Annotated in this window: 13 protein-coding genes; 3 read left to right on the top strand and 10 right to left on the bottom strand. The window is 48.8% G+C overall.

All coding sequences use genetic code 11. The features are described 5' to 3' along the window. Nucleotides 1-277 precede the first annotated feature (277 nt). Both QN395_RS17380 and QN395_RS17375 read right to left on the bottom strand, forming a co-directional pair. Nucleotides 278-889, bottom strand: coding sequence for a DNA/RNA non-specific endonuclease (locus QN395_RS17380; RefSeq protein ID WP_323492938.1), 612 nt, complete (start codon nucleotides 887-889; stop codon nucleotides 278-280). Nucleotides 890-1,095: 206 nt separating this feature from the next. Further along, nucleotides 1,096-1,779, bottom strand: a complete 684-nt coding sequence (locus QN395_RS17375) for an SOS response-associated peptidase (protein ID WP_323492939.1) — start codon at nucleotides 1,777-1,779, stop codon at nucleotides 1,096-1,098. A 128-nt stretch (nucleotides 1,780-1,907) separates the two neighbouring features. On the opposite strand from QN395_RS17375, the gene QN395_RS17370 reads away from it, so the two are divergent. Together QN395_RS17370 and QN395_RS17365 are read left to right on the top strand one after the other, a co-directional pair. After that, nucleotides 1,908-2,402: a translesion error-prone DNA polymerase V autoproteolytic subunit gene (locus tag QN395_RS17370; RefSeq protein WP_323492940.1), complete on the top strand. Its 495-nt coding sequence runs from the start codon at nucleotides 1,908-1,910 to the stop codon at nucleotides 2,400-2,402. Between the two features lie 4 nt (nucleotides 2,403-2,406). Beyond that, nucleotides 2,407-3,609 carry a Y-family DNA polymerase gene (locus QN395_RS17365; RefSeq protein WP_323492941.1) on the top strand — a complete coding sequence of 401 codons (1,203 nt, stop codon included), beginning with the start codon at nucleotides 2,407-2,409 and terminating at the stop codon, nucleotides 3,607-3,609. Here the strand turns inward: QN395_RS17365 and QN395_RS17360 are convergent. From QN395_RS17360 to QN395_RS17325, 8 genes are all read right to left on the bottom strand, one after another. Beyond that, complete coding sequence (locus QN395_RS17360; RefSeq protein ID WP_323492942.1) at nucleotides 3,516-3,866, bottom strand: hypothetical protein; 351 nt, start codon at nucleotides 3,864-3,866, stop codon at nucleotides 3,516-3,518. The two genes, QN395_RS17365 and QN395_RS17360, sit on opposite strands and share 94 nt — an antisense overlap. A gap of 365 nt (nucleotides 3,867-4,231) precedes the next feature. Continuing rightward, nucleotides 4,232-4,780: a cytochrome b gene (locus QN395_RS17355; protein ID WP_323492943.1), complete on the bottom strand. Its 549-nt coding sequence runs from the start codon at nucleotides 4,778-4,780 to the stop codon at nucleotides 4,232-4,234. Nucleotides 4,781-4,909: 129 nt separating this feature from the next. Beyond that, nucleotides 4,910-6,982: an amidohydrolase family protein gene (locus tag QN395_RS17350; RefSeq protein WP_323492944.1), complete on the bottom strand. Its 2,073-nt coding sequence runs from the start codon at nucleotides 6,980-6,982 to the stop codon at nucleotides 4,910-4,912. 611 nt (nucleotides 6,983-7,593) lie between these two features. Beyond that, nucleotides 7,594-8,901 (bottom strand): gallate dioxygenase, encoded by a 1,308-nt coding sequence (locus QN395_RS17345; RefSeq protein WP_323492536.1) that lies wholly within the window; start codon nucleotides 8,899-8,901, stop codon nucleotides 7,594-7,596. A 13-nt stretch (nucleotides 8,902-8,914) separates the two neighbouring features. Continuing rightward, nucleotides 8,915-10,246, bottom strand: coding sequence for an MFS transporter (locus QN395_RS17340; protein ID WP_323492535.1), 1,332 nt, complete (start codon nucleotides 10,244-10,246; stop codon nucleotides 8,915-8,917). 47 nt (nucleotides 10,247-10,293) lie between these two features. Then, a complete protein-coding gene (gene ligK / locus QN395_RS17335) occupies nucleotides 10,294-10,983 on the bottom strand; it encodes a 4-carboxy-4-hydroxy-2-oxoadipate aldolase/oxaloacetate decarboxylase (protein ID WP_323492534.1) in 690 nt (229 codons plus the stop codon). 11 nt (nucleotides 10,984-10,994) lie between these two features. Then, nucleotides 10,995-12,053 (bottom strand): amidohydrolase family protein, encoded by a 1,059-nt coding sequence (locus tag QN395_RS17330; RefSeq protein ID WP_323492533.1) that lies wholly within the window; start codon nucleotides 12,051-12,053, stop codon nucleotides 10,995-10,997. After that, complete coding sequence (locus QN395_RS17325; protein WP_323492532.1) at nucleotides 12,043-13,188, bottom strand: 4-oxalomesaconate tautomerase; 1,146 nt, start codon at nucleotides 13,186-13,188, stop codon at nucleotides 12,043-12,045. Before QN395_RS17325 ends, QN395_RS17330 begins: the two co-directional genes overlap by 11 nt. 288 nt (nucleotides 13,189-13,476) lie before the next feature. Here QN395_RS17325 and QN395_RS17320 point away from each other — a divergent pair, with 288 nt between their 5' ends. Beyond that, nucleotides 13,477-14,712, top strand: coding sequence for a LysR family transcriptional regulator (locus QN395_RS17320; protein WP_323492531.1), 1,236 nt, complete (start codon nucleotides 13,477-13,479; stop codon nucleotides 14,710-14,712). The last annotated feature ends 44 nt before the right edge of the window (nucleotides 14,713-14,756 follow it).

Below are 14,756 nucleotides of genomic sequence, written 5' to 3'. Positions count from 1 at the left end.
GGATAGGTTAATTTACCTGGTCAATATTCAGTGCGTATAACTGCGTTTATCTGGTCAATATTGAGTGCGCGCCAACAACTCATCGGAGTGCAAAGATGAGATTACTTAATATTTTGATCCGCGGAGTTCTAGGCAACAGCATCAAAGAAGTGTGTCCACTTAGAATCCCATCGCTATCACCCTTAACTTACAAATCGCCAGTTGCAAATAACGTTAAAATTTTTGTGACAACGTAATACGAGTCAAAGTTTTCGTGCCGGCTAAACGCACGTACTTATCACCGCAGCCCATTAATGAAATCAATTCCAGTACGTTCTACCAGCTCAGCATAACTAATCGGTTTGCCTGGCCTCGCTTCATCCGTATTCGCAAGCCAATGTGCCCCTGCCCGTCCAGTTGCAGGGTCATAGACTAGCTTAAAAAGATAATTCGGAATCCACACCTTATTTGCTCCGATGGTGTCAGGCCGTGCGTTAAAGATCGGGCCTGTCACAACAAATACATCACCGCTGGCACGCATCACATATTTACGCGTCGCCTTTTCTATGCCAGCCCATGCTTTCCGATTATTGACCGGCGCTTGTGGCACCATATTCGCCAAAGAAAAACTTTGCGCCATCGCTTCTGCAGTTTCCATGTCGCCCGCAGGTGCCATATGACCTCGATCAAAACCTGATCCTTTATAATCCTCCATATCAGCCCGCTCGGACCGAGGCAATCTCGCTTCCGTATAAAATTTGTTCGTCCTTTGATTGTCCCTCGCATCGCTCAATGATTGACGACTCAGCTTCTCAGCGACATAGACTGGCGTCCGGCTGATCCCAGAGTGAAGTACTGCAAAGGTAGAAAAGCACAAAGCGCGCGTGCGAAATTCCTTCTCATGCTGCATGACAGGGATTTGGCCATTGGCAAAAAACTGGTGACACTCCGCAAAATCTTGCGCCGCAAAAGCAGAAGTAACGACAAACGAAGAAACGACAACAGCAAGAATTTTTTTAAATATGAATGGAGGAGATAAATATGTGAAGCGAGGTCAGGAAGCATTTTTGCAGTGAGATCCACCTGAATTGATAGAATAAAAAAGAAGAACGGTTCTTAAATCAGGACTGGCGCAATTAATGCCGCCGAATCGTTCGCCATACGATTGACTTCAGTCGACACGCACCATGCCTGCATGAGATGCGCCTCATAAGGTTTGATCAGAGGCATCAGCGATGATGTTTCCAGCGGCTCCGGCATCAGCCACAAATCCCAATCCTGCTCAGCTAAAATAACCGGCATCCGATCATGAATCGGCGCTACCAGCGCATTGGAGCCAATCGTCACAATAGTACAGGTGTCTAAAAACTGGCCGCTTTCTCCATCCAGTAATTTACTGGTTTCCCAGATACCCGCTAACGCCATCGGCGACTTGTCTTTAAATAAAATATAAAAAGGTTGCTTCGTCTTTTGCCCTGGCAACGCTTGCCATTCATAAAAACCGGAAATAGGAATGATGCAACGTCGCCGGTGAACGGCCTGTTTAAACATAGGCTTTTCCGTAATGGTCTCGCCACGCGCATTATTGAGCATCGGGAGTTTGCTGGCGTCGGCAGCCCAAGGCGGCACCAAGCCCCAGCGCATCAATGTGCCAATGCGCCCCTCCTTGGTATCGCGCACCGTCATTATCTTGGTCGATGGCGCAATGTTATAGCGCGCCAAGAAGTCAGGCATTGTCGTGATATGCATCCAGTCTTGAAGAACTGGCTTAGGGTGCGCCAAAGCAAAACGTCCACACATCAGATTGATCCTTTCTTAAAAAGTCTTGCACTGCCATTTTGCTGAATTATACTGTATATTCAATCAGTATTAAATTAACCCGCGGCAAGACCGATTGTGCGCACGAACACAGGCAGCATACCCGTAAGATGAACTCCGTGATTCCATTTCCACGCTCACCAGAGCCACTCCCATCAACATTGCCGCCCACACTGGATCAAGTTGCTCAGTCAGTCGCAACGGTGCCGGCGTTAGCAGGCATACCCTTGTTTTTACAAAAGGTGCCGGCTGGCTTTCCGTCACCGGCAGACGACTATGTAGAAGAAAGCCTGGACCTCAACAGCTACATGATCCGGCATAAAGCCTCTACCTTTGTCTTTACCGTCCAGGGGGACTCCATGACAGGTGCGGGCATTTTTGATGGTGACAAGCTTGTTGTCGATCGGGCGGTTGAACCACGGCATCAGCATATCGTGATTGCCGTCATCAACAATGACTACACTGTCAAAAAGCTTTTTAAATGGCGTGGCATCATTGAACTGCGGGCGGAGAACCCCGCGTATCAACCAATCCGTTTCAAAGATACCGACGAATTGCAAATCTGGGGTGTCGTCGTAGGTGTCCTGCGTCGCTTCAAAGTCTGACGCTATGACGCAATCACCGCAATTCTCCCAATCGCAACATTCACAACACTTACCACAAGCGACCGATCACCTCAGCGCGAGTAAGCAAATCTTTGCGCTAGTGGACTGCAATAATTTTTATGTCTCATGCGAACGTGTATTTAATCCGCGGCTCGCCGATAAGCCAGTGGTGGTGCTATCCAATAATGATGGCTGTGCCGTCGCACGCTCCAATGAAGTCAAAGCCTTGGGCGTCAAGATGGGGATGCCATGGTTCATGATGAAAGACCTAGCGAAGCAACATGGCATCATCGCCTTATCCTCCAACTACACGCTCTATGGTGACATGTCGAACCGTGTCGCCACAATTCTGCGTGACTATAGCCCGGAGACTGAAGTGTATTCGATCGATGAATCCTTTCTACGTCTTAATGGCTTGCAAGGACTGTGGGAGTCGCCAACGGCAATGGGGCAGCATATCCGCCACCGTATCTTGCAATGGACAGGCTTACCCGTATGCGTCGGCGTCGCTTCATCCAAAACACTCGCCAAGCTGGCCAACCATGTGGCTAAGAAGTGGCCGGAGTTTAATAGTGTCTGCGACTTCAATGCCATACCAGAGCCTGACCTAGATAAATTATTCGCCAGTATCGATGTGGGTGAAGTGTGGGGCGTAGGAGGGCGCATCGGCACGCGTTTAAGAGAGATGGGTATAGAGACCGTTAAGGCGCTCAGAGATGCGCCGACAGCACTTCTGAGAGCGCATTTCGGCGTCGTGATGGAGCGCACTGGAAATGAGTTGCGCGGCATATCCTGTCTGGACATGGAGGATGTCATCTCGCCAAAGAAGCAAATCGTCTCTTCGCGCTCCTTTGGACAATTAGTCCTCACCATCGACGAACTCAATGAAGCCGCTGCCAGCTACATGACCCGCGCAGCAGAAAAACTGCGCCGACAACATTCCGTCTGTGCGGCGATCCATGTCTCAGTCAGAACTAATCCATTTCGTCACCAGGACAAACAATACAACAATGGCGTAGTAGTTCCATTACCAGAGCTTGCCTCAGGTCGTTTAATTTCACCAGGCGTTGCGACAGCTGTAATAGCTTTTCTTGTCCTTCCGCATTCATCGAGTCATAAAGCGCTAGAAGTAGCTCTCGTTCGTTTTTCCTTTTCAGGGCGGGATTTTTTCGGAGTCGTCTTTGTGCTGACTGGCTCGAAATCGTGAAAAGTCGGGCGTAGATCGCCCATGAGCGCGCGTAATTGCTTAATGTGAATCCCGGTCACTTCGTGCATGTTGATTAGTAGCGTGGCGCCGACAGGGAGCCTGCCATAACGAATGTTGCTAATGACCGGTGGCGGGACTTCCAACGCCCGAGATAGCGCACTATCATTTTTGAGACCGAGATGCTCTTTGAGGACGTTCAATAAGGTGTTTGGGTCGTAATTCAGGTCGGCAGATTGGAGGTGTAAATAATTGGGCATAGGAATGGAACATGTCTCGGTTTATTTTACATGTCGAGTAGTCTACTATTGAAATGTAATCATTTGGCAATAAGTTACCTTTTTATACATTTTCTATTGCTGGCTGAGTAAAAGCGCGTAAATGTGGCACAGTTGAACGTTAATATTTTCCATCTTGTTGCAAAGGGAAAATAATGCAATGCACAACGACTATGTGCTCAACCATATATTCGTTGAGTGATCACAAACGCAGTGCCGCGGAGTTGCAGGATTCGATTCAGATGCCGCAGTGGGGCGTTAACGGTCAGTGACAGTTTTGCAATGATTGTTTACATTAGCGTTATAGGTGAAATTGGCGAAACACAAAACCGCTGCAGGATGCCGCCTCAACGCCGCCCCAGCTTAGGGATCATACGACCTAAGACGTCAACTTTAAAGATGTAGTGATGCGCCAGACCAGCAGCTGCGTGTAGCCCTGCCAGAATCAATAACAGATTGGCGGCGTATGCATGGTAATCCTCGACTGTCGTTCGCAGGATCTTATTGTTGGCATCAAAACTCGGAACTTTATAAAGGTAGAAAAGATTGTCGCCGCGAACCCAAGTATTGGCCACACCCAAAATCACTGTCGCTAGCAGGCAAACATACAGGGCCATATGCATCGCCTTAGCCAATACTTTCAGTCCACCAGTTCCAGCTGCCGGCAAGTGCTCACCGGCAGTTATTCGCCACCAGATACGGTATAGAATCAGAGCGCCCAGAAAAGCGCCGATGCTAATGTGTGCGCTACGTGCAAACACAGCTGCAGCGCCACGTGGGAACCAGTCTATCGTTTGTCCCAGACACCACAGTGCAATAACGAGCCCTGCTGTCAGCCAGTGCAACCAGATTGTCTTTACGTCATAGCGCTGCATGATCATGAGAGGTTGTTTCATCGTATCTCTTTTTCTTTTCAAATTGTAGTGAGGGCATTTCGCTAGCCAGCGCAATGTCCGTTAGCGGCCAGTTGTTGACGTGCGGTGATACATCCTAATACGCAACCGTAATACATTCACTTGGAGTACCTATGGATATGCTTGATGCGGATCATGGTTAAGCGCTTTTAATTCGGGCACTCCGGTGACAAATGGTTTAATTCCTAAAGTTTTATGGACTTCATGTGGGTACACCAAAAATCCACGAGTGATCACTGCCGAGACTTTTCGAATATCTTCAATATTCTTCGTCGGATCACCATCGACCAGAACCAAGTCAGCAAGTTTACCTACGCTAATAGAGCCGCGATCATTTTGGGTGCGCGTATAAATTGCTCCGTTACGCGTTGCGACCTGTAGAGCCTGAGCAGGAGTCAACCCGGCTTTGACGAGGAGGACAAGTTCTGAATGTAAAGTAAATCCTGCCAACTCGTCTGTGCCTGCCACCAGGGGAACACCGGCTTTATACAAAAGGCCGACGAAGGCGATCATCTTTGCATACGATTTTTCATAGCGCCGGTGAGTAATTTCGTCATCGATCTTCATCGTCCCTACAGAAAAACCTCGTTTTACATCGGGCGGCATATGATCTGCAATAGTCGCAAAGGATTCATTCACACTTCCGTCACGCTGTCTCAGAAATGAGAAGGTTGCCAAGGTTGAATCAATCGAAATTTGCTTTGCCTTTAATCTTGCAATGAAATCTTTTACCTGCTTAGAGTCGAAATCTAGCGTGGCTGTTTTTTCTGCAGGCAAAATAAACCGATCCAAAGTACGAGTATCTGTTTTCGGCGTCGCTAAAAAATTGAGCATGAGTTGATTAATGTGCTGAATCTCATCGTAACCCGCATCCAATGCTTCGAAAGCGCGCAAACCTACAGGTATGTGACCAGAGACGCGCATGCCACGCAAATGCGCATACGTCACAGTGTCTTTAAGGATATCTTTTGGAAAGGAATTGTAAATTTTAAGTTGCGGATAACCATGCTGCGCATACCAATCAATCGCATTTTTTGCTTCGTCAAGAGTTTTAATGACAAAACCAAGGTTCGCAGAAAATGGACTATCGCCCTCAAGAAACCCCGTAGGTACAACCTGTGGTCCTAGCAACACGCCGTTAGCAACTTCGTCTAGCATGAGTTGCATTTGCGTGTTGTCGTTCCCCATGTCACGCACACTGGTGACTCCAGCGGCGATATTGAGACCGCCTTCCCAGCGCCCTACATGGCCGTGCATATCAAATAACCCAGGAATTAAAATTCGCCCGGCGGCATCAATTTCTGCATTAGCACCGCGCGTAGGCGATCCTGCAGGCAAGATAGCAGTAATGCGCCCACGTAAAACGTAGACATCTGACGGAGCTCCAACTTTCGCCTTTTCGCTATCAAAAATACGAGCATTACGCACTACCGTTAAACCATTTAACGGATGTTGCAATTGCCGCGCCCAATCGTTCAACACCTGATTTTCTGCCGCTTTTTGAACGGCAAGCATGGCATCACCATTGGCTTCCCAGCCTTCTTCAATTGCCCTCATATATCCTGGAACGATCAGCGCAAATAGACGTGGCTTTTCTCCTATAGTTGCCCACATGAAATTAGGTGATAAGCCAATACCCGTTTGCGAAAGTAGCTGCACCATCTGTTTTTGCTGTCCCTTGACCACTTCCAGCTGCCCAACTTTCGCTTGTGCCAAGGTGCCAGTCGGAAGCAATGGCAATGTCTTGTCAGCTCGTGCCGACAAGGCAGAAATCGCGATCGAGGCAACTTCAAATGAGCTATTTAGCGGCACATACAGTGCCGCTCCATCAACAATTTTTGTCCCCGTTTCGGATGTCGATGTCCATGAAGCTTGATTGCCTTTCCAACTATAACTCTCATTCACCACGGCACCGTAAGTAGAATTACCTTTTACGGAATAATCACTCATCGTACCGTCATCAGCCAGACGAAATTCTTCATTCAGTTCCGGTCCACGTCCATTGTCTTTAAAAATGAAGCGGACTTTTATTAAACCATTGTCATCGCGTTGCACAATTTGCTCACCGGCTTGTTTGCCGTTCTCAACAAAAATAAGATACTTTGTAGTGTGAACATCGGCCAAACTTACTAAAGAATAAAAAGTAAAAATAGTAAAGGCTAAAATAGATTTCAAGGATTTCATATGATGTTCTTTCACAAAATATGGATAAAATATGACCCATATTTAACCGAAATTTCCGTTAGGCGCGGTATCGAAAATGATAATTTATGGCGCTTTACCTGGCGTACGAATAGTCGATTTTGGTCTTGCCAACGCATACATTTCCCAACTAATTTCTTTAAGCAATCCATTGCGATCTTCACCGATTTTATAGAGATCAAAATGCGTGCGTTACGGCAAAAAACGGAAATGGGTTTTCGCTTTTAAACCATCTAATATCGAAAGACCAAGTGTGATGCTTTGAAGGTAACCTATACGACTAATTGTGCGGGAAGCAGACAATGAAAAATAAAGTATGCGCAAAAAAAAATCGTATCAGCATAACGTCTGTGTAAGACAAAGCGAATTGGGCCTTAAGTTTTGGCATTAATGTATCCACTAAAACAGTACAAAATTCAAATGTAAACAACAAAGACATTATTAATGCTGTCACGCGAAAAATAGAAGCCTCCTTACTACTGATTACAGACCCAGAGATAGCTCCATGGTCATTCAAGGACATGTTCAAACTCACTTTCTTCTATTTTTATCTACATTTTAATTAAGATCAATGGGTTATCTATTACAGATATTTATGAAATAATTTGCTTTGCATTATTCCAACTCAACTCGCCCTTTCCGGCAACCGAATAGAGTGCCCCCGGAGCATTGCGGGTCTTTTGAAAATCCTCTAAAGTTTGCCTTCGCATAGCGGCATAAATATGCAGGTTCGACACTCCGATGACGGCACCTAATTTTTCAAGCATAAAAAAAATAACGCCGTAACAAATCAACCCGTCCCAATCGCGTCGACGGATTAAATCAGACTCTTGTTCGGATAACTCTGCTCCTTTAAAGCAAATTTCTTGATCGTCAAGAAACCGCTTTCTGCTATCCGGTTTAATGAGTTCATGCAGAAATTTATTGATGCGATAGGCGTTGACGCTAGTGGCAAGAGTAAATGGATGGGTCCCGGGGATTGCATCTATACCCACCAATTCTGATCGTATGTGTTGACGATGCTTCTCTAAACGTTCTTCACGTTTATCTTCCGAAAGATCACAATCTTGATTTTCATAAATGGCCGTTGCAATACCGGTCATAGAAGGCAGGTAATAGGATTGATGAATTTTTTTGACCGACGATGACAATGCGCCCCGCATGATTAACCACATGATGATTTCGGCACCCTCCATACCGCCTAGTTCAACGTACTCTGCCAGTCGCATATTGGTCAGCGCGACAGGGTCTTTTTCGAAAATCTCCAGAAATTGTCTGTCCCACTCAGTATTATTAAAGCCGGCACGCGCGCCATGCACCTGATGCGACAGACCTCCCGTTGCAACGATCGCCACGGAAATATCTTCGGGATAGCTTTCAATGGCGTTGCGCAGAGCCTGCCCCAATTTGTAGCAACGCTTTGCAGTTGGAATCGGAAACTGCAGAACGCCGACGGCGAGAGGGACGATCTGAATATTCCAGTCTGGATCGTGCGGGCACAAAATTGATAACGGCGAAAAGCAGCCGTGATCAAGAGCCTTGTCCTGAAAAAAAGACATATCAAATTCATCGGCCATTAACGATGCACCTATGTGCTGAGACAAGGCGGCATGTCCTGCTACTGGGGGAATATCACGCACTCCACCCCCTTCGTCTGCCACCCGGTATTGATTGTCTATGCCGAGATTGAACGCTGAATAATGATCAAAGAAAAAAGAGGTGACGTGATCATTAAAAATCATGAATAGTACATCCGGCTTTTTTTGTTCTATCCAGTCGCGTACAGGCTGAAAATTGTCGAATATCGGTTTCCAGACCGGATCGGTCTGCTTGTCGCGATCGACTGCAAAACCGATAGTCGGGGTATGTGAGCATGCGATGCCGCCAATAATGCGTGCCATATCAGTTCCTGCCTTAATCTGTCTGAGTTTGAGTAAATGAAATTCGGTTGATGAAAATAGCCAGTGCGGCGATCAGCGCGGGGATCGCCAGAATACTGATAATAGTTTCAAATCCCCAGCCCATTCCCAGCAAATAACCGCCGATTGAAGAACCGAGAATACTACCCATCCGGCCTATCCCCAGCATCCAGCTTACACCTGTCGCCCGAGCAACTGTCGGATAGCAGCCTGGTGCAAAGGCATTTAAACCAGTTTGCGCACCGGACAGAAAAAATCCAACTGCAGCCACCAGAATTACAACTAAACCAGACTGCAACCCTGACAGGCCCAGCAGAATCAACAGCACACTTCCAACCACGTAGGAAAGTGCAATGATCCGGTTCGGATTGTAGCGATCCATCAACATGCCGATCAAGATAGCGCCTATGGTGCCACCGAGCTGAAACATGGCCGTTAGATTGGCCGCGTGCGCCAGCGACATGCCGGCGTCATTCATCATAGTCGGCATCCAGCTGGTTGCCAGATAGATCACCATCAGGCCCATAAAATAGGTAATCCACAGCGTGATGGTGCGCAGCGTATAGGAACCGGAAAACAGAACGGATATCGGCTGTTTGACAGCTGCGGTTGCTTCAGGTGAGACGAAACTAGTGACGGTGTCCAGATTGATTCGGCAAACGCGGCTCAGATTGCTGCGTATCTGTTTTACGGGAAATCCCCGCACAACCATGAAACGCGCCGATTCCGGCAAGTACAGGTAAAGCACAGGAACAAGTGCCAAGGGGACGCAACCGCCAAATAGCAATAATGTTTTCCAGCCGAATACAGGCAGCATGTAAGCAGCGACAAAACCGATACTGGCTGACCCCAAATTAAAGCCGGTAAACATGGTAGTCAGCAGCACGCCACGTGAGCGTTCCGGCACATATTCGGACATCAGCGTCGATGCATTCGGCATTGCAGCGCCAAGACCGAATCCTGTCAGGAAGCGCAGCACAGCCATCTCTGTGGGGTTGTTGCTGAAAGCGGCAAACACGGTAAATACGCCGAATCCAAAAACAGATCCAATCAAGACCTTGCGGCGACCGAGCCAGTCAGACGATGATCCTGCGATCAGTGCTCCCAGTGCCAGGCCCACCGGGGCTGCGCCCATGACCAGTCCGAACGCGCTGCGTGAAATATGCCAGTCGGCCAGTATCGAAGGGGCGGCGAAGCCCATAATGGCCACATCCATTCCATCCACTGCGACAATCAGAAAGCACAGGCCCACCAACAGCCATTGAAATGACGACATCGTGCGTTGATTGATGAATTGCCTTACATCCAGAGTTGCTACCTGATTCATGTTTGTCTCAATATTTGTGTAGTTTTTTTGTGTGATTGAATATTACTTCAGTCGATGTACCGCAATCCTGCTTTGGCTAGACCTTCCCGCATCGCATACATGTCCAGTCCCAGAATGCCGGCAGCCAGCTTATCCCGCTTTACTGTTTCATTGGCCTCTCTTGCAGCAGCAGTGTCGGCCACCTGCGCGGCAATATGCGCCGGAACGATCACCACACCATCAATATCGGCGATGACAACGTCGCCAGGATTGACCATTGCACCAGCACAGATAACCGGAATGTTGACTGAACCCAGGGTAGCTTTGATGGTCCCCTTGGCACTGATTGTCTTGGAAAAAACCGGAAATTTCATTTCAGCCAGATCATGCACGTCGCGCACTCCTGCGTCTATTACCAGTCCTACGGCACCGCGCGCGCGGAATGATGTGGCCAGTAAGTCGCCGAAAAAACCGTCTGTACATTCACTCGTCACAGCAGCGATGACAACATCGCCCAGCTTAATCTGTTCCGCAGCGACGTGCATCATCCAGTTATCGCCTGGTTGAAGCAGCACTGTGACGGCCGTTCCGCACATCTTGGCGCCTGGGTAGACGGGGCGTATGTACGGGTGTAGCAGGCCGACTCTGCCCATTGCTTCGTGGATGGTTGCAACACCAAACTGGCTTAGTTTTTCAACGACGGCCGGGTCGGCGCGTTTGATCATGGTTTTTACTATTCCTAAATTATTTAATGACATGCTGTCTCCTGTTATGTTGCGTCACGAGCGGTCAGCAGTGCATCGAGGCGGGGAAATACCTTACGTGCATTGCCCTGATAGATCTGATACCGCTGGTCTGCACTAAGTTGATCGGAGGCTTCAATATAACGGCGTGTATCGTCGAAATAATGTCCCGTTTCCGGATCGATTCCGCGCACGGCGCCGATCATTTCCGATGCAAATAAAATATTTTTCAATGGAATGACCGTGGTCAACAGGTCGATGCCGGGCTGGTGGTATACACAGGTGTCGAAGAAAATATTGTTCAACAGATGCTCATCCAGAAGCGGTTTTTTCATTTCCTGAGCCAGGCCGCGAAAGCGGCCCCAGTGATACGGCACTGCCCCTCCTCCATGAGGAATAATGAACTTTAAAGTTGGGAAGTCCTTGAACAGATCTGAGTTCAGACACTGCATGAAAGCGGTGGTATCAGCGTTCAGATAATGTGCGCCGGTAGTATGGAAGCAGCTGTTGCAACTGGTGCTGACGTGAATCATGGCTGGAATGCCGTATTCAACCATTTTTTCATAAATAGGATACCAGTGACGGTCAGACAATGGCGGTGATGTCCAATGGCCGCCGGATGGATCGGGATTGAGATTGATACCGACGTTGCCATATTCATTAACGCATTTTTCCAGTTCCGCAACGCAGGTGCGCGGATCTACACCCGGTGATTGCGGCAGCATGGCAACAGGGACAAAATTATCTGGAAACAGTTGTGCAACGCGGTAGCAAAGTTCATTGCAAATCGCAGCCCAGGTGGCGCTGGTGTTGAAGTCACCAATATGGTGTGCCATGAAGCTAGCGCGTGGCGAGAAAATCGTCAGATCAATGCCGCGTTGTTTCATCAGCCTGAGCTGGTTGGATTCAATTGAGTCACGCAATTCGTCATCACTGATGTGCAGGTCCGCGACCCGTGGTGCTGACTCGGGTGATTTCAGTGCGGCTATTTGTTGAGTACGCCAGTCTTCAAGAGCCTTTGGTGCTGTCGTATAATGGCCGTGACAATCAATAACACGCGGCTTGTTGGTAGTTTTATTTGTCATTGTCCAATCCTTTCCAAACTGAATGCGGCACGTTGACTGCGCCGCGCATGATGAGACGTGCTGTACGCAGCAGCGCCGCACGGTTAACCTGTTGGGCGTTGTCCTGATCAAGTTCGAGTTCCACACTGAATTCACCACTTGGATGCTCGACAGAAATCAGTTTTACCTGACCTTCTGGTACCACGGCCAGCCCTTCTGTAATCGAATCTTCAAGCACACATGCAGTTGCCACCGTCACTGCAGCCAATACACCGATCGAGTCATGACAGACATGCGGAATATAGCAGCGTGTTAGAACGCTTCCACCCTCGCGCGGCCTGGCGACCAGACACATCTTCGGATAGTTTTTCTGACTAACATCACCCAGTCCCATGGCAAGTCCAGCACGCAACCGGATAGCTTCAATGCAATCTTTGAGTTCGCTGTCGTTGTTCATTTCGTCGACTGTTTCGCTTCCAGTCCTCCCCAGATCTGCAGCGCGCATTAGGACCATGGGCATGCCATTGTCGATACAGGTTACTTCGATATGAAACGGCACGTTGTCAGCGATTGTTATCGTCAGGGTGTCTTTGACATGCCCGGTAGGCAGCAGATCGCTGCAGACTGATCCGGCCGTATCGAGAAAATTAATGGTGATCGGCGCGGAAGTGCCAGGAACACCGTCGATTCGGGTCTCACCTGCGTAGTGAATATAACCTCCGGCGGTGACCACTGTGATGTCACACAGCATGTCAGTATTACGCGTCAATACACGCACGGTGGTCAGATCTGACTCGATTGTAATGAGACCTTTCTCAATGGCGAATGGTACAACGGCAGCCAACATGTTGCCGCAATTGGGCGTCGTATCCACGCTGTCGTTGCCGGGTTGCAGTTGAACGAACAGAAATTCAAGATCCACACCGCTGCGTGTGCTATTGCTGACAATGCCTATCTTGCTGGTTAGCGGATGGGCGCCACCCAGACCGTCAATCTGGCGCTTGTCGGGGGAGCCCATGACTGACAGCAGGATGCGGTTGCGGGAAGCGATATCTGCAGGCAGGTCTGATTCCAGAAAGAACGGTCCGCGCGATGTCCCTCCCCTCATAAAGAGGCACGGAATGGTGGTTTGATCTGAAATGGAAAAGCTGTTCATGCTGTAGATGTCCCCTGTTGTGAATTGGCTTCAGTATTGCGCAAGTCCATCTCGTCGGTGTTGCTTTATTCACTAATGGGCGTTCTATTTTGCTTATTGGCTTGAGTCATGCCAGGTAAACAAAGTACAGTGCCTAAAGGATTAAATGCGAGGTCAAATGCGTGATGGAGATGCACATTTGCGCTATCAGTCTTATTAATGTTACCGATGCAGGCAGGCCGTATCAGGCGCACAGCGCCGGCTAGGTGCTGGCAATGCTAAACACCCACTTCCAGGAATGATCGAACCATGAAACCCCCGTTGAATTTCAGACATATCCGCGCTTTTCTGGCTGTCGTTGAAAAGGGGGGCATTACGAAGGCCGCTGAATCGCTGTATCGGGCTCAGTCCGCCATCACAAGATCGATTAAGTCGCTCGAATCTGAACTTGGCGTACCGCTGTTCGAGCGCAAGGCAAACGGCATGTTGCCCACCGTGTTCGGCAACACGCTTTTATTCCGCGCCAAACGCGCGGCCGTCGAGCTCAAAAATGCAAGAGAGAAAATGCTGCCGACCCTTAAAGAAAATGGTGGCTCTGCTAACGCGCCAATTTTTTCTATGCAGTTTAACGAGCATCGCCTGATTTGCTATGTCACGTTGGCCGAGTTGCATCACATGCCGACTGTGGCGCGCGTTCTCAATATTACCCAGCCGGCGGTCAGTTCTTCAATCAGCCAGCTCGAGTCAAGTTTGCAAATTCAGCTTTTTCAACGCACGACGAAGGGCATGATACCGACCGATGCAGGCAGCGTGCTAGCGTTTCATGCCAAACGGGCACTAACGGAGATGCGGCACGTCGATGACGATATTTCAGCACTGCGTGGCACGTTGCAGGGAACGATTACGGTTGGTGCCTTGCCGCTGTCGCGTTCGGTGATACTGCCACGCGCCATCGCCGAAGTTGTGAAAAATCATCCGCTGCTGCGCATCTCCACCGTGGAAGGGCCTTATGAGCAGCTTGAAGTTGTACTCCGTTCTGCTGATATTGATTTCATCATCGGTGCCTTGCGTCATGATGCAAGTACCGGTGACATGATCTGTGAACCGCTGCTCAGCGATACCCTTGCTCCGGTAGTTCGATGCGGTCATCCGCTGACGAAAAAAAAGAAGATTAAACTGGAAGAGCTGTTGAGTCTATCCTGGGTGTTGGCACGTAAAGGCACGCCGGCACGCACGCTGTTCGATCAATCGTTTTGCTCACAGCGACTTGAGCCACCCATGGCAACCGTTGAAACCAGTGATTTGGCGCTTCTGCGTGGACTGCTGCTCAACAGCGATATGATCACTGCCATTTCTCCGCAACAGCTTTACTACGAGCGCGAAGCCGGACAATTGACGGTTCTGAATATTGAGTTGGACAATACTACACGATCAATTGGGCTAATGAGTCGAGTTGGCTCTTACGCTTCGCCCGGCGCCGTGGTTCTGATGGAGGCAATCAGAAAAGTCTCGGCTGAACTTGAAAACAACACATTGAGGAGTTGAGTTCCACATATCTGCAATCACATATTATTTGCACTTTGAAATAC

The sequence above is a fragment of the Undibacterium sp. RTI2.2 genome (assembly GCF_035018705.1).
Lineage (GTDB): Bacteria > Pseudomonadota > Gammaproteobacteria > Burkholderiales > Burkholderiaceae_D > Undibacterium.
This window is presented reverse-complemented; position numbering and strand designations above follow the sequence as displayed.